At 46.3% G+C, this 21,460-nt stretch carries 23 protein-coding genes; 6 read left to right on the top strand and 17 right to left on the bottom strand.

The window, feature by feature from the left end:
- Positions 1 to 457: 457 nt before the first annotated feature.
- The 4 genes from DXD02_RS00260 to DXD02_RS00240 all read left to right on the top strand — a co-directional run bounded on the left by DXD02_RS00260 (position 458) and on the right by DXD02_RS00240 (position 5,052).
- Complete coding sequence (locus DXD02_RS00260) at positions 458 to 2,191, top strand: glycoside hydrolase family 5 protein (RefSeq protein WP_118666241.1); 1,734 nt, start codon at positions 458 to 460, stop codon at positions 2,189 to 2,191.
- Positions 2,192 to 2,386: 195 nt separating this feature from the next.
- Complete coding sequence (locus DXD02_RS00255) at positions 2,387 to 2,605, top strand: cation transporter (RefSeq protein WP_055266075.1); 219 nt, start codon at positions 2,387 to 2,389, stop codon at positions 2,603 to 2,605.
- Between the two features lie 186 nt (positions 2,606 to 2,791).
- On the top strand, positions 2,792 to 4,660 hold the full coding sequence (locus DXD02_RS00245; RefSeq protein ID WP_118666240.1) for a heavy metal translocating P-type ATPase: 1,869 nt from the start codon (positions 2,792 to 2,794) through the stop codon (positions 4,658 to 4,660).
- A gap of 17 nt (positions 4,661 to 4,677) precedes the next feature.
- Positions 4,678 to 5,052 carry an ArsR/SmtB family transcription factor gene (locus tag DXD02_RS00240; RefSeq protein ID WP_055217845.1) on the top strand — a complete coding sequence of 125 codons (375 nt, stop codon included), beginning with the start codon at positions 4,678 to 4,680 and terminating at the stop codon, positions 5,050 to 5,052.
- Positions 5,053 to 5,245: 193 nt separating this feature from the next.
- On the opposite strand, the gene DXD02_RS00235 is transcribed toward DXD02_RS00240, so the two are convergent.
- Complete coding sequence (locus DXD02_RS00235) at positions 5,246 to 5,620, bottom strand: LysM peptidoglycan-binding domain-containing protein (protein ID WP_022462870.1); 375 nt, start codon at positions 5,618 to 5,620, stop codon at positions 5,246 to 5,248.
- Positions 5,621 to 5,873: 253 nt separating this feature from the next.
- On the opposite strand from DXD02_RS00235, the gene lexA reads away from it, so the two are divergent.
- Positions 5,874 to 6,542 (top strand): transcriptional repressor LexA, encoded by a 669-nt coding sequence (gene lexA, locus DXD02_RS00230; protein WP_055217843.1) that lies wholly within the window; start codon positions 5,874 to 5,876, stop codon positions 6,540 to 6,542.
- Positions 6,543 to 6,748: 206 nt separating this feature from the next.
- Positions 6,749 to 7,825 (top strand): tyrosine-type recombinase/integrase, encoded by a 1,077-nt coding sequence (locus tag DXD02_RS00225; RefSeq protein WP_022462868.1) that lies wholly within the window; start codon positions 6,749 to 6,751, stop codon positions 7,823 to 7,825.
- A 98-nt stretch (positions 7,826 to 7,923) separates the two neighbouring features.
- Here the strand turns inward: DXD02_RS00225 and rsmH are convergent, their stop codons facing one another.
- From rsmH to minD, 16 genes are all read right to left on the bottom strand, one after another.
- Complete coding sequence (rsmH, locus tag DXD02_RS00220; protein WP_117508932.1) at positions 7,924 to 8,973, bottom strand: 16S rRNA (cytosine(1402)-N(4))-methyltransferase RsmH; 1,050 nt, start codon at positions 8,971 to 8,973, stop codon at positions 7,924 to 7,926.
- A 29-nt stretch (positions 8,974 to 9,002) separates the two neighbouring features.
- Positions 9,003 to 9,950: an RluA family pseudouridine synthase gene (locus DXD02_RS00215; protein WP_117508931.1), complete on the bottom strand. Its 948-nt coding sequence runs from the start codon at positions 9,948 to 9,950 to the stop codon at positions 9,003 to 9,005.
- 166 nt (positions 9,951 to 10,116) lie between these two features.
- Entirely contained in the window at positions 10,117 to 10,557 is a 441-nt protein-coding gene (gene dtd / locus DXD02_RS00210) for a D-aminoacyl-tRNA deacylase (protein WP_022462865.1), read from the bottom strand.
- Between the two features lie 75 nt (positions 10,558 to 10,632).
- Positions 10,633 to 11,271 (bottom strand): cytidylate kinase-like family protein, encoded by a 639-nt coding sequence (locus DXD02_RS00205; protein ID WP_117508930.1) that lies wholly within the window; start codon positions 11,269 to 11,271, stop codon positions 10,633 to 10,635.
- Between the two features lie 173 nt (positions 11,272 to 11,444).
- Positions 11,445 to 12,374 carry an RluA family pseudouridine synthase gene (locus DXD02_RS00200; protein ID WP_118666239.1) on the bottom strand — a complete coding sequence of 310 codons (930 nt, stop codon included), beginning with the start codon at positions 12,372 to 12,374 and terminating at the stop codon, positions 11,445 to 11,447.
- The gene (gene lspA, locus DXD02_RS00195; protein ID WP_022462862.1) at positions 12,367 to 12,903 is read right to left on the bottom strand and encodes a signal peptidase II; all 537 of its coding nucleotides are present in this window, start codon (positions 12,901 to 12,903) and stop codon (positions 12,367 to 12,369) included. Before lspA ends, DXD02_RS00200 begins: the two co-directional genes overlap by 8 nt.
- On the bottom strand, positions 12,893 to 14,005 hold the full coding sequence (aroB, locus tag DXD02_RS00190) for a 3-dehydroquinate synthase (RefSeq protein ID WP_117508928.1): 1,113 nt from the start codon (positions 14,003 to 14,005) through the stop codon (positions 12,893 to 12,895). The genes lspA and aroB overlap by 11 nt, the downstream gene beginning before the upstream one ends.
- Positions 14,006 to 14,138: 133 nt before the next feature.
- On the bottom strand, positions 14,139 to 14,750 hold the full coding sequence (locus DXD02_RS00185) for a cell division protein SepF (protein ID WP_117508927.1): 612 nt from the start codon (positions 14,748 to 14,750) through the stop codon (positions 14,139 to 14,141).
- A gap of 89 nt (positions 14,751 to 14,839) precedes the next feature.
- Complete coding sequence (locus DXD02_RS00180; RefSeq protein ID WP_022462859.1) at positions 14,840 to 15,535, bottom strand: YggS family pyridoxal phosphate-dependent enzyme; 696 nt, start codon at positions 15,533 to 15,535, stop codon at positions 14,840 to 14,842.
- Positions 15,536 to 15,555: 20 nt separating this feature from the next.
- Entirely contained in the window at positions 15,556 to 16,839 is a 1,284-nt protein-coding gene (locus DXD02_RS00175; RefSeq protein ID WP_119206743.1) for an HlyD family efflux transporter periplasmic adaptor subunit, read from the bottom strand.
- Between the two features lie 205 nt (positions 16,840 to 17,044).
- Entirely contained in the window at positions 17,045 to 17,464 is a 420-nt protein-coding gene (locus tag DXD02_RS00170) for a hypothetical protein (RefSeq protein ID WP_022462857.1), read from the bottom strand.
- A 221-nt stretch (positions 17,465 to 17,685) separates the two neighbouring features.
- Complete coding sequence (locus DXD02_RS00165) at positions 17,686 to 18,771, bottom strand: D-alanyl-D-alanine carboxypeptidase family protein (protein ID WP_226906396.1); 1,086 nt, start codon at positions 18,769 to 18,771, stop codon at positions 17,686 to 17,688.
- The gene (gene mgsA, locus DXD02_RS00160) at positions 18,746 to 19,150 is read right to left on the bottom strand and encodes a methylglyoxal synthase (RefSeq protein WP_022462855.1); all 405 of its coding nucleotides are present in this window, start codon (positions 19,148 to 19,150) and stop codon (positions 18,746 to 18,748) included. The genes DXD02_RS00165 and mgsA overlap by 26 nt, the downstream gene beginning before the upstream one ends.
- On the bottom strand, positions 19,125 to 20,321 hold the full coding sequence (locus DXD02_RS00155; protein WP_022462854.1) for an FtsW/RodA/SpoVE family cell cycle protein: 1,197 nt from the start codon (positions 20,319 to 20,321) through the stop codon (positions 19,125 to 19,127). Before DXD02_RS00155 ends, mgsA begins: the two co-directional genes overlap by 26 nt.
- Positions 20,305 to 20,565, bottom strand: coding sequence for a cell division topological specificity factor MinE (locus DXD02_RS00150; RefSeq protein WP_118594440.1), 261 nt, complete (start codon positions 20,563 to 20,565; stop codon positions 20,305 to 20,307). The genes DXD02_RS00155 and DXD02_RS00150 overlap by 17 nt, the downstream gene beginning before the upstream one ends.
- Positions 20,566 to 20,577: 12 nt before the next feature.
- The gene (minD, locus tag DXD02_RS00145) at positions 20,578 to 21,357 is read right to left on the bottom strand and encodes a septum site-determining protein MinD (RefSeq protein ID WP_022462852.1); all 780 of its coding nucleotides are present in this window, start codon (positions 21,355 to 21,357) and stop codon (positions 20,578 to 20,580) included.
- Positions 21,358 to 21,460 lie beyond the last annotated feature (103 nt).

Below are 21,460 nucleotides of genomic sequence, written 5' to 3'. Positions count from 1 at the left end.
AAACGCTCCGCGTTACCACTTCTAATTATCGGCTGTTTCTTTTGGTCGATCACTCAGACAAGATCCCCGAAACCATTTGATACACTTTCCGGTGAATCTCTTCTCTGCTAACGGTGAGAGGCCGGTCCGGACTACTTTCCATTTCTGGTTTCGTCTGTACAGCTCACAGGGGATTGTTCTTTGGGATACCTGCCATCTCGCACCAGCCGATGGTTCTCTGCAAAGGCTCACCCGAAAAATGTTGTCCTGCTCATTGCTTTTTTCTGATCCCTTTTTTCTTTTGAACACTTTGCATTATAGTCTCATTTTTCGGTTTGTCAAGCAATTTTAAAAAAAATATCATGTTTTTTCCCTGAAAATAGTAAAAATCTATTTCTTGACACAGAAAACCAGAATTTTTATAATAGAAGAAAAAGCGCAGAACCAGAAGGCTTCTGCGGAAAGGTGGTATTTTTGTATGGGGTATTATGACAAAGAACGTGTAAGGGGATTTTTGCACAATCAGGACGGTATTATTGTGAATGATTTCGGAGAAGAGGTGATTCTCCGCGGCTGGGGCATGGGAAACTGGGATAATCCGGAAGGATTTATGCTCGGCACCCAGAGCGGCTTTGGACTGTTCGAGCCTGGAAAATATGCGCCGATGGGACGTATGGACCGTGGAAGAAGTATGGACCAGATTCTACGGGAGACCTGCGGAACGAAATATGCGGAGGAGTTCTGGAAACGCTGGAGACGGCTGTATCTGACGGAGGAGGATATTGCACTTCTCTCCAGACGCGGTTACAATTCCGTGCGTCTGCCGATCCGCGCAGGAAGCTTTCTGTATGAGGAGCCGGGGATTACGTATAATGAAGATTCCTTTGCCATGCTGAATGATGTTCTCGACTGGTGTGAGACGTATCAGGTTTATGCTGTCGTAGATTTCCATGCGGCAACGGCAGGCCAGTCCGGAATTCCGTGTGATGACGGCGTGGACAATGGACAGCATCTGTATGACGATGAAGAATCGATGGAGCGGATGTTTCTTCTGATGGAAGAGTTTATGAGAAGATACAAAGACCGCTGGATCATCGGCGCATATGACTGTATCAACGAGCCGATCTCCATGACGCCGCGCCGCGAGGAGCTGACACCGAAGCTGGTCTATTTTTACGAGGAAATGATCCGCCGCTGCAGAAAGATCGACCAGAAACACTTATTTTTGCTGAATGGTACACAGTTTTCCTCTCTTACATATTTCTTTAATCATGAGTTTGACCCGGAATACCACAACTGGGGCATCAGTCTTCATGCGTATGAGATGGTTGTTCCGGAGGTAGCTTCTCTTGCCAGTGTTCTCCGTACCTGCCGGGAACAGAAGATCTGCCTGTGGATGGGCGAGACAGGAGGAAGAAATGAGCACGCATGGCAGACAACGATGTATGAGATTCTTGCCGAGTACCACGCCGGTTATAATCTGTGGTGCTGGAAAACGGTAGAGGGAGCAGGATGTGCTTCGATTCTGAACTTTAATGTTCCGGATGAATGGCATCTGATTACCGATTATGCAATTAATGGAGCTGCAAAACCGTCCTACGAGCATGCGCAGGCCATCTGGGACAGCTACCTGGAATGCCTGGCGGTCGATAAATGCAAAGAAAATACGCAGTATCATCCTTATCTGCTTCGAGAGGGCGATTTTGAGATCCCGGCGATCGGCTACAACGCGCTGCCGATGGATTCACACCGTGGTCTTAGTGATCTTCCGAATGCTGCAGGATATCGTCTGTATGACCGGTTTGAATTGGTTTATGAAAAAGGATATCATCCTGAACCGGCCGGGTTTGCCGCACCGGGTCCGATCAAACATCCGAGAGATCATGTACAGCTTCAGCTGGGAGCAGGAGAGTATGCTTCCTATACAATCCGTGAAAAAGAAACCTATACCGTTTCTGTAACTTACTGTGCAGACAAAGAGGTGAAGGTACAGGCAGCTATTCAGGGAGAGACTCTTTTTGAAGGGGTAATGCCTCCTGCCGGTGAGAAAGTAACTTCGGATGTTCATCCATATTTTGCATATGAAACAGCACCGAACACACTCGAACGGTTCACACTCGGTACCGTTACAGGAGAAGGCATTCTGAAAATAGAGGTTCTGGACGGATGTGCACGGTTCGGACAGATTGTGATTCGGAAAAGTGAAAAATAGCAGAACATAACGTTTCTTTATGAGGAATAAATAACAGATCTATCTGCCCGCAGGAATCAAAAAAATCCGACGGGCAGATTTTTTTGATTTTTTTCAGTTTTCCATTGACAATTGCATCACTGGTGCTATAATAAAAACAAACATATGAATAAATGTTCATATGAACAGTGAAAATGAAAAAGGAGATCAAAAGCGATGAAGAAAACGTATAAGATCGATGTTGACTGCGCAAACTGTGCAAACAAAATGGAAGAGGCTGCAAAAAACACAGCAGGTGTAAAGGATGCTACCGTAAACTTTATGATGCTCAAAATGATCGTTGAGTTCGAAGACGGACAGGATCCAAAGAGCGTTATGCAGGATGTTCTGAAAAACTGCAAAAAAGTTGAGGATGACTGCGAGATCTTCCTCTAAAATAAAAAACTTTCATCGGCGGATGGAAGAAAAAGCTGGAGCAGAATAGATTCTAAAACCTGTCTGCGGTTCAGCTCGAGAAAAATCCAGTATTTTCTCTCTGGAGCAGCGGATTTGGATCTGTAAATCTCTGGGATGAAATGCTGGATTTTTTCATCCGGCGGTAAGAACAAAGGAGGCATATGTATGAATAAGAAACAGAAAAAGGTTCTCATCCGCGTCATCGTTGCATCGGTTCTTCTGATTCTCTGCGCGGTACTGCCGACAACCGGCTATGTGCGATTTGCAACCTTTATGGTTCCTTATCTGGTCATCGGATACGATATCCTGAAAAAGGCCTGGAAGGGAATCCTGAACAAACAGGTATTTGATGAAAACTTTCTGATGGCTGTTGCAACGGTCGGTGCCATTCTGCTTGGCGAGTATCCGGAGGGCGTAGCCGTTATGCTGTTTTACCAGATCGGCGAACTGTTCCAGAGCTATGCTGTCGGAAAGAGCCGCCGGAACATCAGCGAACTGATGGATATCCGCCCGGATTATGCAAATATCGAGGTAGACGGAAAACTCGAGCAGGTTGATCCGGATGAAGTTGAGGTTGGCACAATCATCGTTGTACAGCCTGGTGAAAAGATTCCGATCGATGGTGTGATCGAAGAAGGAAACACCACACTGAATACCAGTGCCCTGACCGGAGAGAGTGTTCCGCGTGACGCCCGGGAGGGAGACGAAGTCATCAGCGGATGTATCAATATGTCCGGTCTGATTAAAATAAAAACAACGAAAGAGTTTGGAGAGTCCACCGTATCCAAAATTCTGGACCTTGTGGAAAACTCCAGCTCCAAGAAATCAAGATCCGAGAACTTTATTTCCAAATTTGCGAAATACTATACACCGGCCGTCTGCTACGGTGCGCTGGCGCTGGCAATCCTGCCGCCGCTGGTACGGATGCTGTTTTTAAGTGCCGCTCCTGAGTGGAGCGTATGGATTTACCGTGCGCTGACCTTCCTGGTTATCAGCTGCCCTTGTGCACTGGTCATCAGTATTCCGCTCAGCTTCTTCGCCGGTATCGGCGGCGCAAGCCATGAAGGTGTCCTGGTGAAAGGTTCCAACTATCTGGAAACACTTTCCCAGACCAAATACGTTGTATTCGATAAAACCGGTACCATGACACAGGGGGTCTTTGAAGTAGCCGGTATTCACCACAATACGATCAGTCAGGAAGATGTTCTGGAATACGCAGCACTTGCTGAGTGTGCTTCGAGCCATCCGATCAGCAAGAGTCTGCAGAGAGCATATGGAAAACTGATCGACCGAAGCCGTGTCACGGACATCGAAGAGATCAGCGGAAACGGTGTAACAGCAAAGGTAGACGGTAAAAATGTCGCTGCCGGAAATGCAAAACTGATGGAGCGCCTTGGCGTTGATTATATCGACTGCCACAGCGTCGGCACCATCGTCCATGTTGCTGTAGACGGCAAGTATGCCGGACATATCCTGATCTGTGATATGATCAAACCGCATGCGAAAGAGGCGATTCAGGCGCTGCGGAAATCCGGTATTAAAAAGACGATTATGCTGACCGGAGACTCCAGGCGGATAGCCGATCAGGTAGCTGCAGATCTTGGAATTGATGAAGTTTACAGCGAACTGCTTCCTGGTGACAAAGTAAGTAAAGTGGAAGAGCTGCTTGCTGCAAAGACAGAAAAAGAAAAACTTGCCTTCGTAGGTGACGGCATCAACGATGCACCGGTACTGTCCCGTGCCGATATCGGTATTGCGATGGGAGCACTTGGTTCCGACGCAGCAATTGAAGCAGCTGATATCGTTCTGATGGACGACGATCCGCTCAAGATTTCCAAAGCAATTCACATTTCCAGAAAATGTATTCACATTGTTTATGAGAATATTTATTTTGCAATTGGTATCAAAGTATTGTTCCTGCTTCTGGGAGCCATCGGTATCGCTAACATGTGGATGGCAATTTTCGCAGATGTCGGAGTTATGATTCTGGCGGTTCTGAATGCAATTCGTGCTCTGTTTGTGAAAAATCTATAGAAAGACGAGGACACAAAATGGCAAAAATCAATCCGGAAGAAGCTGATCTGTGCTGTGACTCCTGTGAGGTTCATGAAAATCTGGTAAAGATTGTCAATGAGACCATGCCGGATGAAACAGAGCTTTACGATCTGGCAGAGCTTTTCAAGGTATTTGGTGATTCCACGCGGATCCAGATCCTGTTTGTCCTGTTTGAGGCAGAGGTATGCGTCTGCGACCTGGCAGAAGCACTGCACATGACACAGTCCGCAATTTCCCACCAGCTTCGCATTCTGAAGCAGAATAAGCTGGTAAAGAGCAGACGAGAAGGAAAATCGGTGTTCTACTCTCTTGCAGATGGTCATGTACGGACAATCATCGCACAGGGACAGGAGCATATTGAAGAGGATTAAAAAAAGCATAAGATAGCAGAAACGTCCCGCAGATGAGAAATTTCATTTGCGGGACGTTTCTGCTTTTCACATTCATTCTTTATTTGATAAACCATGCTTCCCGAACATGCTGTTTTAGAAGGTTCCGTGCATTTTGGAAGCTGTTTTTTTACTTTGTTTACATAACCGAATTATGTAAAGCATTTCTTGAATTTCATGATTTATACTCCTCGGAGTAATACGGAATGCAGAGATACATACCGTCCGTGATCTGGTTGGAACTCAGGTGATTGATCTCACGGACCTCAGCAATGTAACTGGAAATATCGGAGTATTCTTCTGTACGGTATTCTTTGGCGATGTCCCACAGTGTATCGCCGGAAGAAACGCGGATACTGGTGTAGTATTTGTAGGTTGGAGCTTTCGGCTCACTGTCTGCCTGCGTATTCTGCGGCGTGAAGTGGAAGATTAAAAGAAATGTGACGGCAACCAGAGACAGGAGGGCGGCGGCTGCGCGGATCTGCAGTTTTCTTCTCTGGATTTTTCGTCTTTCTCTCAGTGATTTTCTTTTCTTTGCATTGGTACTCATGTAAAATTCCCCCTTGATTTGTGATAGAAGAGTAGTTGTGCTACGTGAACATTTGTTCTTTCGAATATATGTTCATTATAATAAAAGAACGTATGTTTGTCAATACGAAATACGAACAAATTTTCGAAACTTTTGTTTGCGTTCCGGTGGGATTTATGGTAAAATTTATTTGGTATATTTTAAGCAAATATCGTATAGAAAGAGGGGACTACCCTAATTCATATAAAAAACGAAACGACAGGAGGAACATACGATGGCTGGAGACAAAAATAAACTGACAGAGAAACAGAGACAGATTCTCGAATATTTAAAACAGGAAATTTTGCAGAGAGGATTCCCGCCGTCTGTGCGTGAGATCTGCGAAGCGGTTTCCCTTCGTTCTACATCCTCGGTACATGCACATCTGGAAACACTGGAGCGGAAAGGCTATATCAAACGAGATGCAACAAAACCGAGAGCCATTGAAATCTGCGATGAAGGATTCCATACCGGCCGCCTTGGTGCAATCCAGGGAATTGCATCGGAAGACACCGCATCCCAGAGTGAGGTTGCACAGATTCCGCTGATCGGCAAAGTAGCTGCCGGAGAACCGATTCTTGCGGTAGAGAATATTGAAGGATATTTCCCGATGCCGGTAGACCGTCTGCCAAACGCAGAAACGTTCCTTTTAAAGGTACAGGGCGAAAGCATGGTAAATGCAGGTATTTTAGACGGTGACCTTGTTCTTGTGGAACAACAGGCAACTGCGGAAAATGGAGAAAAAATTGTCGCTCTGGTCAATGATTCCGCTACAGTAAAAACATTCTACAAGGAAGACGGTTATTTCCGCCTGCAGCCGGAAAACGATGAGATGGATCCGATCCTTGTGAATGATCTGCAGATCGTAGGAAAGGTAATCGGAGTATTAAGATTTTTATCCTGAAAAATAAAAGAAGAAAATAAAAAATGTTGTGAAAAAACGAACAAGAAATCGGCCTGTAAAATTCGGCGGTTTCAGAGGAAAAACCGGTGATTTCTGAAAGTAACTCTTCAACTATTCGAAAAACCTGCGTTTCCCGAATAGTTATATAGAAGAAATACTTCTTTCATTTTCCCGGTTTTTCTGTTTAGAAAGGCTCATTTGCAGTTATGAAATCAAAAATTACGTATCACGAACAAACCGATATGGAAAATACACTGAAGCTCCGCGAGGTTCTGAAGACGCTTCCCTCTTTTACTTCCGAATTTTTCCGCGGCATCAGCACAACGACATCGACCAGCACACGAATCAAATATGCATATGACCTTCGGATCTTTTTTCAGTATCTGCAGAAAGAAAATCCGGAACTTGCCAAAATTCCCATGGATCAGATGTCCGTTGATGTGCTTGACCAGGTCACTGCACTTGATCTTGAGGAATACACAGAATATTTAAAGGCTTATATCGGTTCCCAGGAATCTTATACCACCAACGGGGAAAAAGGACTGAAACGAAAATTGTCGGCACTTCGGACGTTCTATTCCTATTATTTCAAAAAGGAACTGATTGAGACAAATCCTACGCTGCTTATCGATATGCCGAAGCTCCATGAAAAAGAAATTATCCGTCTGGAGCCAAATGAGGTTGCGGAGCTTCTTGATTTTATTGAATCCTGCGGCGACGGGCTGAGCAATCATCAGCGGGCCTACTATGAAAAAACAAAGGAACGTGATTTTGCAATCATTACTCTTCTGCTTGGCACGGGAATCCGTGTGTCGGAATGTGTCGGGTTAGATATTGAGGATGTCGATTTTAAAAACAATGGCATCAAAGTGCTTCGAAAAGGTGGAAATGAAATGTTTGTCTACTTTGGAGATGAAGTTGCCGAGGCACTGAAAAAGTATATCGAAGTCCGCGCAGGTATTACGCCTGTGGCAGGACACGAACACGCACTCTTCTATTCGGCGCAGAGAAAACGGATCAACGTCAAGACGGTGGAAAATCTGGTGAAGAAATATGCGTCCCAGGTGACGACAACGAAGAAAATTACGCCGCATAAACTGCGTAGTACGTACGGTACGACGCTGTATCAGGAAACAGGCGATATTTATCTTGTTGCGGATGTTCTCGGCCATAAGGATGTCAATACGACGAAGAAGCATTATGCTGCCATGGACGATGCAAGGCGCCGTCAGGCTGCCACAGCGGTACGGCTGCGGGAGTCCATGCCGGAGCATGAGGAATAAAAACATATCAGAAACCAAAAGAGGAATCAACAGGGATTATATCCCATTCGTTGATTCCTCTTTTTTATGGAGACGACTTCTCTCCTGCTTTTTTTAAGTTACTCCGCCTTAATTGCCCAGCGCATTTTCGTTGAACTTGCACGGCTGTTGCGGATGCATTCTTCTTTGGAAGGACGAATGACTTCTTTTGAATATTCGGAATAAATACCGATCTGATACAGTCCCTTCATGGACTTTTTCACAAGCCGGTCTTCGCCGGAATGGAACGTCAGAATTGCCGCTCTGCCGCCCGGAGCAAGAGCATCCGGAAGTTTTTCCATGAATGCTTCCAGAACCTCATATTCGTTGTTTACATCGATCCGCAGTGCCTGGAAGGTGCGGGCGCAGGATTTTTTGATGGCTTCTTTTTTCTCGTCTTTCGGAAGAAAATCCAGTGCTTCAGCGATCAGATCACGCAGTGCAAACGTAGTGTCAATTTTCTTTCCTTTCCGAAGTGCCCGCGTAACAGCCTGGGAAATTTCTTTTGCATACGGTTCATCGGCGTTTTCAATGAGCATGCCTTCCAGTTCATCGCGTGCAACCGTGCGCAGACGCTCGGCCGCGGAAATTCCTGCCTCCGGATTCAGGCGAAGATCCAGCGGTCCATCATATTTGTAGGAAAAGCCGCGCTCCGGATTATCAATCTGCATGGAGGAAACACCAAGATCCGCCAGAATGAAGTCAAAGGGGCCGTATTTGGCAGCAACCTGATCAATATTGGCAAAATTCTGATGAAGAATCGTTAAAATCTCAGGGCCGTACCCCTGCGCGGCCAGTCGTTCTTTTGTTTTTGCCATCTCGATCGGATCGACATCCAGCGCACAGAGATGCCCTTTTCCCTGCAGGCATGCAAGCATACGGGAGCTGTGGCCGCCGTATCCGAGTGTTGCATCAAGTCCGTTCTGTCCCGGCTCGATCTTGAGAAAATCGAGGATTTCATCTACGAGAATCGGGATATGCATGCCGGCCGGTGTGCTTCCCTTTTGGATCACATGCTCAATGGTCCCCTGATATTTCTCCGGATTCAGTTCTTTGTATTTCTCATTGTAATTCCGCGGATGTGTGCCTTTGTAGCGGACGCGGCGTTTGTGTTCTTTCTGTTCTTCCATAAAATGTTCTCCTTATACTTCAAATATATTTAATCGAACATGTGCGTTCGAATATTTTCCAGATCAATTGGTTCTCCTGTCATCGGCTGCAGAAAGTGCAGTTTCCAGGCATGGAGCGCGGCACGGGTACCGCCGTCGCGGACTCCGTAGAGCGGATCTCCGAAAAGTGGATGTCCAATAGATGCCATGTGAAGGCGGATCTGATGCGTGCGGCCGGTTTCCAGACGGCAGCACACGACGGCCCAGAAAGGATCCTGAAGGACAGCCTCGTAGTGTGTAATAGCCCACAGGCCGTTCCCTTCTTTACAGATACGCATTTTAGTGATACGTTTCCCAGACGGATCGAAAGAATCAGGGTCATCTCCTGGAATTTGCTCCATGGAAAGACGAATGGTTTCTTTTTGCGTTTCTTCGGAAAAGGGATGGTGTACCAGAGCCAGGTATTCTTTTTTCAGCGCGCCGCTCTCCCGCTGCCGGGACAGTCTGGCAGCAGCCAGCTGATTCTTTGCAAATAGTACCAGACCCGATGTATCTTTGTCAAGACGGCCGATGCAGCGGAGTTCAGAAGGCGCTGTCGGTGTTTTTAACAGGGATGCGGCAGCATGTGTCAGGGAATCGGAATAATGGCCGTGGGAAGCGTGGCAGACCATACCGGATGGCTTGTCTGCGACACAGAGATCACTGTCCTCATAGAGAATCCGTACGCCGGCAGAATCACCTGATACCGGCAGAACCTGATCTTCGGAAAGGTGGGGACACTTCTGCTCATATCGAAAAGTGATTGTATCTCCAGTCTGAACGACTGCATTCGTGCGGCAGGAAACACCGTTTTTCTGAATTCCATCCGGAATATATTTGGCATGGCGGATTTCACGTGGTGTCAGGTGCAGAAAACGTTTTAGAATTGTTTCCACCGACAGTCCCCCCTGTTCCGGAAGGACAAAGTGACACAGCTGCTGATAGTCAAATTGCGGCATAAAAGATTTTCTCCTCTTCACAAGTTCACATAATCATTTTATGTAAACTATATAAATACAAACAATTCAGTACGATGATGGTACACTATCTCTAGACAAAAACAGGTTTCACAGATCTCGCAAACCACGTTCTGTTTTACCGATTCGGCAAACAAAAAAATTTTATTTACAGATCCTCTAAGATCACCGTAAACGGCCCATCATTCACCAGTGATACTTCCATCTCAGCCCCGAACACTCCCGTTTCGACAACAGGAACCTGTTCCCGTGCTTTCGCGACCATATATTCATACAGTTCTTCTGCTCTGTGCGGCTCGCCTGCTTCCGTGAAGCTTGGACGGTTTCCTTTTTTACAGTTGGCATACAGGGTAAACTGTGAAACCATCAGAAGCTGTCCATCCACATCTGCCAGGGACTTGTTCGTCTTTCCATTTTCATCTTCAAAAATACGCAGTCCCAGCAGTTTTTTCATATACTTGTCTGCTGTTGCTTCATCGTCCCCCTGGCCGACACCGATCAGAACCAGAAAACCTTTCTGAATCGATCCGACAACCTTCTCTTCCACCGAAACACTTGCTCTTTTTACACGTTGTATAACAATTCTCATCTTTAAAATCCTTTCATAAAATGACCCTCCTCTTATTTTTAAGAGGAGGGTCGTTTCTCCTATGTTCTGTTTTGATCAGGTGCTGAAAATCTTGCGGATTCCCGCTTCTTTAACTTCAATTGCCTGTTTGATCATATCTACGGTTCCATCGATACCGAATACACTGCTGTTCAGGCACAGGTCGTAGCTGTCTACCTCGCCCCAGCGTTTGCTGGTGTAGTAATTGTAGTAGCTTGCACGCTGTTTGTCGATCTTTGTGATCTTGTCTTTTGCTTTTGCATCGGAAAGATCATACAGCTTTGCGATACGGCGGATGCGATCCTGCATATCAGCTTTAATAAAGATGCTCAGCACGTTCGGATTTTCCTCCAGTGCATAATCTGCACAGCGGCCTACGATGACACACGGACCGTCCTGCGAAATCTTCTTGATGGCATCAAACTGTGCCAGAAATACCTTCTGGTTCAGCGGCATATCCATCATGGTAGATCCATAGCCGAAGGAGTAACTGTCCATAACCAGAGAGTATAAAAAGCTGTTGGTTGGTTTTTCATCGTGGTTTTCGAACAATTCCTGGCATAATCCGCTGTCCTTTGCTGCTCTCTCCAGCAGCTCTTTGTCATAGTACTTGATTCCCAGGTCATCCGCTAAAATCTTACCAATGGAATGTCCGGCGCTTCCGTACTGACGTCCAATCGTTATGATAGTTTTCATATAATCCGCTCCTTTCCATTCCGTCACAATAATCTGCTTTCACAGATGTAGTAACTCGCGTTTTTTCGTTACATCCAGTATACTACAGAATTCACAGAAAGTACAGAACATTTTGATAAAACTTATACAAATTAACTATATACTTTTTGAAATATCATTCTTTTTAAGCAGTTTCAGACATTTTTTCGAAACTGCAGCAACAGATTGGAAAAATATTCCGGAATCGGCGCCTCAAACTCCATATAGGCACCGGTCCGTGGATGGATAAATCCAAGTACCATCGCATGCAGCGTCTGTCCCTGCAGGTTTTTCACCGGGCATTTCTTCGGGCCATAAACCGCATCGCCAAGCAGCGGATGCCCGATACTTGCCATATGGACACGGATCTGATGCGTCCGGCCGGTTTCCAGCTGGCATTCAATATACGTATAATTTCCAAAGCGTTCCAGCACACGGTAATGTGTGACCGCCGGTTTTCCGTTCCGTTCATTAATCGCCATCTTTTTCCGGTCTGTCGGATGGCGGCCGATTGCACCGCGCACGGTTCCCTCGTCCTCTTTCAGATTCCCATGGACAATTGCCCGGTACTTTCGGGTAATGGAATGTACAGAGAGCTGTTCTGCGAGGCTCTGGTGGGCGAAATCGCTCTTACAGATAACCAGGGCACCCGTTGTGTCCATATCGATTCTGTGGACGATTCCGGGGCGCAGAACGCCGTTGATGCCGGAGAGATTTCCGCGGCAGTGATACAGAACCGCATTGACCAGTGTTCCGCTGCTGTGGCCTGCCGCCGGATGTACGACCATCCCCTTGGGCTTATTGACGACCAGAAGATCATCATCCTCGTACAGAATATCAAGCGGAATGTTTTCTGGCTCCACGTTCAGTTTTTCCGGTTCCGGCAGAAGCACCAGAACGGCATCACCGGCGGCAACCTTACTGCTTGCTTTCTGCGTTTTTCCGTTGATCGAAACCTTTCCGTCTTTTAAAAGCTTCTGCAGAAAAGAACGGGAACAGTCCGAAAAAGATGCGGCCAGGCACTGATCAATCCGTTTTCCGTCAAAATCCGGTGTAACTTCCAAAATCCGTTCTTCTTCAGCCATCGGACTCCTCCTTTTTGGCGTTTTTATGCAGAAATGCGAAGTCTTCGTCCTTGTAGTACAACAGATACAGCAGTAAAAAGACAGCGACCGATACGGTGACATAAATATCAGCTACGTTAAAAACCGGAAAGTTGATCAGCGAAACGTAGATGAAATCAACGACATAGTGATTCAGAAAACGATCGTAAAAATTTCCGACCGCACCAGCCGTCAGAACAGTCAGCACGGCAAAAAGCGGTAAAAAGCGGCGTGTCTTTGGAAGCTTGTAAAAGACAATCACCATGACGATCAGAAACAATACCGTCATCATAGCAAACAGCCAGTACTGATCCTGCAGAAGTCCGAATGCCATACCGCGGTTTTCCAGATAAAACAGCTCCAAAACCCCTGGAATGAGCTCGATCGACGGCTGGTCCTTCAGATACTGCACTGCCAGTGATTTTGTATACTGATCTGCTGCAAGCAGAAGGACAATCGCTGCCGCGCAAACCAGATAAACGGCCAGCGGAGAAAGTTTTTTACTCTTCATCGATCAGATCTCCATTAATAGAATTGATAGCTTCCAGCATTTCTTCATCTGTAACCGTGCGGTCCACCACAGCATGGCCGACAGACTCCAGAAGGATGAATTTGATCGTACCCTGTTCCATTTTCTTGTCCGATTTTGTTGCAGCCAGAATATCTTCCGATTTCAGGCCGTCCACAGTGATTGGCAGATAGAAACCGACGTTCATATCACGAATCTCGTAAAACTCTTCATCGGAGAGATAACTTCTCTTGTAGGAAATATAGGCAGCAGCAACGGTTCCAAGTGCAACGCACTGGCCATGGAGCAGTTCGAAGTTTTTGAGTTTTTCAATGGCATGGCCGATCGTATGGCCAAGATTTAAAACGGCACGCTCTCCCTGTTCTGTTGGGTCATTTTCTACAACCTGGCGTTTGATATCGCAGCATTTCTGAATCATTTTCGTTAATACCGGCTCAATCCGCTCTTCGATCTCAGACATGTGATTGATGGTCCAGATGTAGAATTTTTCATCGCGGATCAGACCTGTTTTCAGGACTTCTCCCATACCGCAGGCAAACTGATCGCCGTTCAGGGATTTTAAGGTTGCCATATTCATATAGACAAGACGTGGATGATGGAATGCACCGACCATATTTTTGTACTGGTCGAAATCGACGCCCGTTTTTCCTCCAACGCTGGAATCTACCTGTGCAAGCAGTGTCGTCGGAAGCTGGATGAAATCAATGCCGCGCAGATACGTTGCCGCCGCATAGCCGGTCAGATCCCCAACGACACCGCCGCCGAGTGCGAATAAAATGTCTTTTCTCTCAAAGTGGTTTTCAATCAGATGCGTGTACAGATCTTTGACAGTATCCAGATTTTTGCTTGCTTCACCAGCCGGGAAAACAAATGCGGTTACGGTCTCAAACAGCGGGGACAGTACATTTTTTACCTCTTCCAGATACAGTTCTGAAACCGTGCTGTCTGTGACAATGCAGGCCTTTTTTGCAGGGAGTTTTAAGTTCTCCACACAGCCGGCGAGGCGTTCGTAGCTGCCGTCCCAGACAATTTCATAAGAAAATTCAGTAGATGTGCCTTCTCTTTTAACGGTAAGTGTTTTCATAAATTATGCCTCCTGTATGTTCTTTCATGAAAAAAGCATCAGAATCCTGCATCTGATGCTTTTCCTTTGTTACTAAGTAAATCAATAATTGATCCAGTGGATCCATTTTAATTTACTGCAAAGATAATTTTCTTTAATAATCGGTACGGATATTTGGAAGATCAAAAGCTCCGCTTAAGATATCCTGGATGTCGCCGGAAATTTCTACACTGGACGGTGTCAGGATGAAAATATAGCTGGAAACTTTCTGCAGACTTCCGCTCATGCAGTAGCATGCACCACAGCAGAAATCAATGATTCTCTGGGCAATATCCACATCAATGCCTTCTAAGTTAAGGACAACGGTACATCCGGCCAGAAGCGTATCCGCGATTTCACGGGTATCCTCCATGGAAGCCGGTTTGATGACGCATACTTCCATATTTAATGCACCTGCTTTCTTTCTCATTGGAGTAACTTTCGAGGAAACCGGGGCAGCTGGCTTTGGAGCTCGTGCAGCAGCAGCCTGGCTTGAAGCGGTGGTCTTTGGCGCCGGCTGTTTACGCGGTGCAGTGTGAACCGGTTTCGCCTGCAGCTCTTCCTCTTCGTCCTCATCCTCGTTCTCCAGTTTACGGAAGAAACGTTTCTTTGGTTTTTCTTCTATATCATCGTCTTCTTCATCGAAGAAGCTATCCGAATCAGCATCCTCTTCCTCGTAATCGTCGTTCAGCCGGATGGCATCCAGAAATTTGTCTAAAACACTCATTCTTATACTCTCCTATTTTTAGTCCTGTGGCATTTGGCCAGACAGCCGTGCAGAATGCGCGGGGTCACTCTTCTTGGAAAGGCTTCCTGTTATCTTTTACTGTAATCCCGTTCGCCAAAGACTCCGGTTCCAACCCGTACTAAAGTGGCGCCTTCTTCTACTGCTACTTCGTAATCGCCGGTCATGCCCATGCTCAAAATGGCCATACGTACATTATTAATGTTTTTGGCGGCAATGTCAACACTTAATTCCTTTAATTTGCGAAAAACCGGACGATTTTCTTCTGGATCTTCCACATACGGTGCAATGGTCATAAGTCCCTCCACATGAATTGCCGGAAGTTTTGCGATTTCTTCAATCAATGGAAGGGTTTCCTCTACGGAGACACCAAACTTGCTTTCCTCGCCGGCAACGTTTACCTCGATCAGGATCGGGATTTCGCAGTTGTGCTTTACCGCTTCCTCACTGATCGTTTTTGCCAGACGAAGAGAATCGACAGAATGAATCAGGGCAACTTTTCCTGCAATGTATTTTACTTTATTCCGCTGCAGATGACCGATCATGTGCCAGTGGATATCCTTTGGCAGCACTTCCTCTTTTTCTGTCAGCTCCTGCACTTTGTTTTCACCGAAATTGCGTTCGCCAAGATCATAGATTTCGGAAAGCATTTCGACCGGTTTTGTCTTGCTGACCGCAATCAGGGTAACTTCCTCCCGGTTCCGTCCGGCTCTTTTGCAGGCTTCTGTAATTTTCTTCTGGACTTCTTCATAGTTCTCTTTCAGCATATCTTTCTAACCTCCAGTATTTAATGCACAATATCTTCTTCACTGACGGTGGATGCATTTTCCACAATATAATCATACTGCGAAATGCCGTATTGCGTTTGTTTTTTTATGATAGAATACTCCGCATTCTGATCGATGATCTGAATTTTGCGGAATACAGCATATCCTTTGTTGATGCAGTAAACACCCTGCAGCGAAACCGTTTCTCCAATCTGATACGTTGTGGCGGAATCCTGTGCACGAAGTATATCTCCATCATTAAAAGCGGCCATGTCGACGTAATATTCGACCGGATTATCATTTTCATCATTGACCTGCTCATAGATCGTGGCGTTTACAAATTCTGTCACCGGCTGTCCGTTATCATCCAGCATGACATTTCCTTTTTTATCGGTCTTTTCCCGCAGGAAACCGGAAGAATTGCTGTCTCCGCCCTGTACGAGCATCTGCGCCGGGATTTTATAGAAATCTTTTTCCGTGATGGCAGTATTTGGAATTTTCAGTCCGCTTCCAGTGTTTGTGACCAGCTCTATTGAAAGAAAACGGTCTTCCGCATAACGGATCATCCCGCTTGTAAACGAAATGACAGCATAGTTCTGATCGTTAATGGACTTTAGGTTCAGTGTTCCCGTCTGTGTTTTTCCGTCTTTCAGAAATTTAACTTTTATCGTACTGAAATTGGAAAGTGTAACGACCTGCTTATTCGTCACCGGAACGGCAATTTCCCACTGCTCATCTGTCACCAGACGGTATACTGCATTTCCAGGCTCCGTCTGCGCGCCGGAATCAAAGGAAACCACAGAGGCTTTCGTAGAGAAAAGCTCCGGCGTAAGGCTGTCCTCCGTATAGCTTTCATATCCATCACTGCCGTAGACGACAACACCGTCCTGATCTGCATAAAATATCGTCTGTGATGAGGAATCTCCGTTTTCAGCGGCAGCGGCAAGCAGCTTTGCGGAAAGTTCTGTTTTCAGCTGATAAATGCCGGAAAAGGAACTGGAATCATAATCAGAAGAAAAACGTGCGAGCGAGGAACGAAGCGACGTTCTCGTTGCCGCATCTGCCGAAATACCAGAGGTATCGGCATTTTCTGTTGCGGAAATCCCATAAACAGCGCTTCCGCGGCTGATTTTCGATGCATTTGGGGTATAGAACTGAACATATCCGCTGCCGGAGGAAAGCTGCACGCTCTCTGTCCGCATGGCGAATGCGGTATAGGTATCATTCCGGGATAAAGTTCCCTGCACAACCTGAAAAGATTTGATATGATCGGCGGTCAGGTAAAAGAAAAGTGAAACTGCCATATAGAAAAAAAGGGCTCCAAAGATGATATTTCCAATATTCAACGCCGGAAAAGGGAAACGGATTCTCGAATGCCGGCGGCTGTTCTTTTTCTGCTTAGACAAAATGTATGCTCCTTTTATTGTTTAATCCATGCGCTAAAAGGACGGTGCCGTAAGCGCCGTCCTTTGGTTTTGTCGCTATGCAATTATTATAATACAGTTTCGGTTACAGTGCAACGATAATCTTATCCTGCATGCCTTCCGGAAGCTCTTCCTTATCCATGGAGACACTTAATACGAAGGTAATGTTATACTGCTTGCCAATGCCTTCCAGCTGTTCAACACAATCTGTGATGTCCTCTCCTTCCAGTTTTGCTACTTTCAGGAAGCTGTCGAGATAAACGCTTGCGAGATCGTGGTCCTGAGAAACGATACCGCAGATAAATCCGATAAATTCATCACTGTTTTTCAGAGGATAGTCGGTTGCGGAAATCAGACGTACTTTGTTGTTTAATTCAAACATGTGCTTTGTGCTCTTGTCAATATACACGATATTTCCGTTTGCGGTTTTTACCTCTGCATTTACTTTGTCTAACAGCTGTTTTGTTTTGCCTTTTCCCTTCTTGCCTACAATTAATTGAACCATAGCAGTTTCCTCCTTAGATTAGAATAAGATATTTTCACCAAAAACCTTTAAGTTCATGGTTTAATTATAGTACAATTCACCAACGTTTTCAATGGTAAAATGAAAAAATTCTGAAAAATCTTCTAATTCGCAGGGAAAGGAGCTCTGTTTTTCTAAACGGATACGACAATCTCCCGGATAGGCAGAAAAAACGCCGTCCGGGGGATTGCAAAAAGATTACGTCAGGAGTTGATATTGGAAAGAAGAGTGTTCATGTCCTCGTACAGTTCCACTTTTGTTGATGCATGAAGAATGACAGAGATAAACGGTTCTCCGTATGCATTCTGGGATACCAGTGCCAGGCAGGAACCGGCCTCATCGGTCGTTCCGGTTTTTCCGCCGAGCACCGTCACATTTTCCGGTGCGTTTTTCTCTCCGGTCAGATATTTGTCCGTGGAGCTTAAATAGATCGTTCCCGCCGTACCGTCCGCATGCGTCATGTTCAGCGTGTAGGAAGACATTGACATCGTATTCTGGAATTCCGTATGCTGATAGGCAGCATACAGCATCAGATAAACATCATATGCAGTAGTGTAATGATTCTCATTGTGAAGACCGTGCGGGTTTGCAAAATGCGTACCGGTCATGGCAAGGGAAGCTGCCTTATCGTTCATCATCTGAACGAAATTCTCTACACTTCCGCCTACCTGGCGGGCAATCGCCATAGCAGCATCGTTGGCAGAATAAATCAACAATGCATGGAAAAGCTGATCCATCGTTACCGTATCGCCCACGGCCAGTCCACTCATCTGGGATCCATCTTCCAGCGCAAGATCCTCTTCTGTGATCGTTACCTGCGTATCCGGCTGGTTGTATTCCATGGCAAGGAGAGCCGTCATGATCTTCGTGATGCTGGCTGGGTAGATCTGATCATACATATTCTGCGCGAACAATACTTTTTTGTGATCCAGATCAAACAGTCCGGCCTTTACCTGTGAAGAAAACGAGATATCATTCAGCGGTACGCTCGTCTCACCGACACAGAGATCGGCAGAGAGCGTTTCAGCCTGAAACCGTTTTTCTGCCGAAAGCGGATCGGAGGCGAGCACCATACTTCGCGCAAACGGCTCTGTAATGTCCATCTGGCGGTCCTGACGGTACAGTTTCACACCGATCAGAACCGCAATAACAGCAACACAGACACCCGCGCCGATGATCAGGCGGTTTAAAATATGTTCGGTTTTTTCCGGAGCAGTCCCGTTTTTCTCCGTTACAGGCAGTTTCTGTTCTTTTTCTGTAGTATTAGTCGTTTCTCCGGTAGATTTCACGCCAGTCCATTTCTCCTCTGTCTAATGATTTGATCAGCATTTCTGCCGTTGCAAGATTGGTGGCAAGCGGAATGCTGTGTACGTCGCAGAGACGGATAATCCGATGGACATCCGGCTCATGCTGTTTCGGCTGTTCCGGATCCCGCAGGAAAATCACAAGATCCAGATCATTCTGTTCAATCTGAGAACCCATCTGCTGAACGCCTCCAACGTGTCCAGCCAGATATTTGCGGACGTTAAGTCCGGTTGCCTCTTCTACCAGACGGCCGGAAGTTCCGGTTGCGTAAAGAGTATGCTTGGCAAGTACCGAGCGGTAGGCGATACACAAGTTCTGAAGCAGCGTTTTTTTTGCATCATGCGCGATCAATCCGATGTTCATTGATGGTTTTCCTCCTTAGTAATTCATAGTTTCTGGTTACAAAATCCCGGTTCTGCAGTCCGACATTCAGGACAAGCCCCATTCCGATGTAAAGTGTTACAAGGGAGGTCAGTCCATAGCTGACGAACGGAAGCGGTGTACCGGTGTTCGGCAGGATTCCGGTTGCAACACTGATATTCAGAAAGCTCTGAAAGGCAATGAGTCCTGCCATACCGCAGCAGATCAACGTTCCTGACAGATCTTTTGCTTTCCGGGAAGTCCGGATGCATTCGACGAGAATCAGGAACAGGAGCAGGATGATTCCGCAGCATCCAAAGAAACCAAGTTCCTCTCCTGCCACTGCAAAAATAAAGTCATTATGGTTCTGGGAAACGAAATTTCCCTTATTTGCGGAAGAAACTTTATTGTTGTTGAGTCCTTTTCCGGTCAGCTTTCCGGAACCGATGGCTGTAATGGAATTCTGCTGCTGGAGACGGCCGTCGGCGTTGTCGGCATCATCGCTTAACCAGTCCTGAATTCGCCCAAGCTGATAACCAATCGTCTTGTCAAGAGCCGCCGGAAGCTGGAAATTCACCTGCGTAATGACAAGCAGAAGCGCAAGTACCAGTGCTGAACCGGAAACCAGAACAACGGCGATAACTTTGTAGCTTAAGCCCGCCACATACATCATAAAGCAGAACAGAACCATGACCGTAATCGTATTTTTCAAATCCGGCTGACGGTAAATCATAACGAGCGGCGGAATCAGAAGCCCGATCGCGGTAAAAATGGTTTTCGCCGTATTCAGATCTTCTTCATGCTTCATCAGAAACATCGCAAAAAACATGATCAGAAAGATTTTTGACAGCTCGGTCGGCTGAAACTGAAAGCTTCCGATCTGAATCCAACGGGTCGCACCAAACGTGTTTTTTGCGGTAGAACCGCCGAGATAAAGAACGCCAAGCATCATTAGATTTCCGATGTAAAGAACCCAGTAAAAATTCAGAAGCCAGCTATAGTCAAGCAAAGAGACAATAATCATGATGACTACGCCCAATACGACTCCGATGGCCTGTTTTTTCTGGTCTGCACTGTCTGCACTTCCGATCAGAAGCACACCAATAATGCTGATGGCAATCAGAAGAATGACCAGCCGGAAATTATAATTTTTCAGCTTATATCGTCTTAACATGATACTCCTCGTTTCTTTTCAATGGTATTTTCGCTGTCAGTATGACAGGGGTTGTGTGTGTAATGGTGACGGAAATTTCATCCGCCTCAACGGTAAGGTATTTTCCTGCAGCAGCAGAAAGATCATTTTTCAGCATCTGAAGCGATGCCGGAGAACAGTTCAGACGTTCTGCCATTAAAAGATTGGACAGACGTTCTTTTGCAACGAGGCCGGAGTGCGGCTTTCTGCCTGAAAATAAACCCATACCAGTTCCCTCCTATCGCCCGAATACGCGGCGGAAAAATCCCTTTTTGCTGTCAAGATCCAAGTAGGGAACACTCTCCCCGAGGATCCTGTGGCTGATATTCGTAAAGGCTTCTCCTGCCTTGGAACCGCTTCCAGCGATCGCTTCGCCCTGGTTGGTGGCGATTACTACCTGCTCATCATCGGGCAGAATGCCGAGCAGCGGAACAGCAAGAATTTCCTGTACATCATCCACCGACATCATTTCACCGCGTTTTACCATATCCGGCCGGATACGATTGATGACAAGAGAGATATCCCTCAGATCCTGCGCCTCCAGAAGGCCGATGATGCGGTCCGCGTCCCGGATGGCCGAAACCTCCGGCGTAGTCACAACAATTGCCTTATTGGCGCCGGCAACTGCATTTGCAAATCCCTGCTCAATGCCTGCCGGACAGTCAAGAAGAACAAAATCAAAGCTCTGTTTTAATTCATCGCAGAGTTTTTTCATCTGCTCGGGCGTTACGCTTGTCTTGTCCCTCGTCTGGGCAGACGGGAGAAGGTAGAGCTGCTCGTACCGTTTGTCGCGGATTAGCGCCTGCTTCATCCGGCAGTTGCCCTCCACAACATCCACAAGATTGTAGACAATCCGGTTTTCAAGGCCGAGCACGACATCCAGGTTTCGAAGACCGATGTCGGTATCTACCATCACAACTTTCTTTCCAAGCTGTGCCAGCCCGATTCCGATATTTGCTGCGGTTGTCGTCTTTCCGACGCCGCCTTTTCCTGATGTAATTACAATGACTTCACTCATCTGGAACCTCCTTGTTGAAAACTGTTCTGCATTTTCATGCCGCAGGATGCGTCCAAACCTTTGTTTAAAAACGCATCCTTTCTCTTTTGCAGCTTTCTTCCCA

It is taken from the genome of Blautia sp. TF10-30, assembly GCF_003481245.1.
Lineage (GTDB): Bacteria > Bacillota > Clostridia > Lachnospirales > Lachnospiraceae > Fusicatenibacter > Fusicatenibacter saccharivorans.
The sequence above is the reverse complement of the archived record's forward strand: the minus strand, read 5'-3'. Positions and strand labels throughout refer to the sequence as shown.

What these genes read in the sequence shown, in the direction of transcription:
- DXD02_RS00260 (WP_118666241.1), top strand. Translation starts at nt 458, where the DNA reads ATGGGGTATTATGACAAAGAACGTGTAAGGGGATTTTTGCACAATCAG.
- DXD02_RS00255 (WP_055266075.1), top strand. Translation starts at nt 2,387, where the DNA reads ATGAAGAAAACGTATAAGATCGATGTTGACTGCGCAAACTGTGCAAAC.
- DXD02_RS00245 (WP_118666240.1), top strand. Translation starts at nt 2,792, where the DNA reads ATGAATAAGAAACAGAAAAAGGTTCTCATCCGCGTCATCGTTGCATCG.
- DXD02_RS00240 (WP_055217845.1), top strand. Translation starts at nt 4,678, where the DNA reads ATGGCAAAAATCAATCCGGAAGAAGCTGATCTGTGCTGTGACTCCTGT.
- DXD02_RS00235 (WP_022462870.1), bottom strand. Translation starts at nt 5,620, where the DNA reads ATGAGTACCAATGCAAAGAAAAGAAAATCACTGAGAGAAAGACGAAAA.
- lexA (WP_055217843.1), top strand. Translation starts at nt 5,874, where the DNA reads ATGGCTGGAGACAAAAATAAACTGACAGAGAAACAGAGACAGATTCTC.
- DXD02_RS00225 (WP_022462868.1), top strand. Translation starts at nt 6,749, where the DNA reads ATGAAATCAAAAATTACGTATCACGAACAAACCGATATGGAAAATACA.
- rsmH (WP_117508932.1), bottom strand. Translation starts at nt 8,973, where the DNA reads ATGGAAGAACAGAAAGAACACAAACGCCGCGTCCGCTACAAAGGCACA.
- DXD02_RS00215 (WP_117508931.1), bottom strand. Translation starts at nt 9,950, where the DNA reads ATGCCGCAATTTGACTATCAGCAGCTGTGTCACTTTGTCCTTCCGGAA.
- dtd (WP_022462865.1), bottom strand. Translation starts at nt 10,557, where the DNA reads ATGAGAATTGTTATACAACGTGTAAAAAGAGCAAGTGTTTCGGTGGAA.
- DXD02_RS00205 (WP_117508930.1), bottom strand. Translation starts at nt 11,271, where the DNA reads ATGAAAACTATCATAACGATTGGACGTCAGTACGGAAGCGCCGGACAT.
- DXD02_RS00200 (WP_118666239.1), bottom strand. Translation starts at nt 12,374, where the DNA reads ATGGCTGAAGAAGAACGGATTTTGGAAGTTACACCGGATTTTGACGGA.
- lspA (WP_022462862.1), bottom strand. Translation starts at nt 12,903, where the DNA reads ATGAAGAGTAAAAAACTTTCTCCGCTGGCCGTTTATCTGGTTTGCGCG.
- aroB (WP_117508928.1), bottom strand. Translation starts at nt 14,005, where the DNA reads ATGAAAACACTTACCGTTAAAAGAGAAGGCACATCTACTGAATTTTCT.
- DXD02_RS00185 (WP_117508927.1), bottom strand. Translation starts at nt 14,750, where the DNA reads ATGAGTGTTTTAGACAAATTTCTGGATGCCATCCGGCTGAACGACGAT.
- DXD02_RS00180 (WP_022462859.1), bottom strand. Translation starts at nt 15,535, where the DNA reads ATGCTGAAAGAGAACTATGAAGAAGTCCAGAAGAAAATTACAGAAGCC.
- DXD02_RS00175 (WP_119206743.1), bottom strand. Translation starts at nt 16,839, where the DNA reads ATGGCAGTTTCACTTTTCTTTTACCTGACCGCCGATCATATCAAATCT.
- DXD02_RS00170 (WP_022462857.1), bottom strand. Translation starts at nt 17,464, where the DNA reads ATGGTTCAATTAATTGTAGGCAAGAAGGGAAAAGGCAAAACAAAACAG.
- mgsA (WP_022462855.1), bottom strand. Translation starts at nt 19,150, where the DNA reads ATGAACATCGGATTGATCGCGCATGATGCAAAAAAAACGCTGCTTCAG.
- DXD02_RS00155 (WP_022462854.1), bottom strand. Translation starts at nt 20,321, where the DNA reads ATGTTAAGACGATATAAGCTGAAAAATTATAATTTCCGGCTGGTCATT.
- DXD02_RS00150 (WP_118594440.1), bottom strand. Translation starts at nt 20,565, where the DNA reads ATGGGTTTATTTTCAGGCAGAAAGCCGCACTCCGGCCTCGTTGCAAAA.
- minD (WP_022462852.1), bottom strand. Translation starts at nt 21,357, where the DNA reads ATGAGTGAAGTCATTGTAATTACATCAGGAAAAGGCGGCGTCGGAAAG.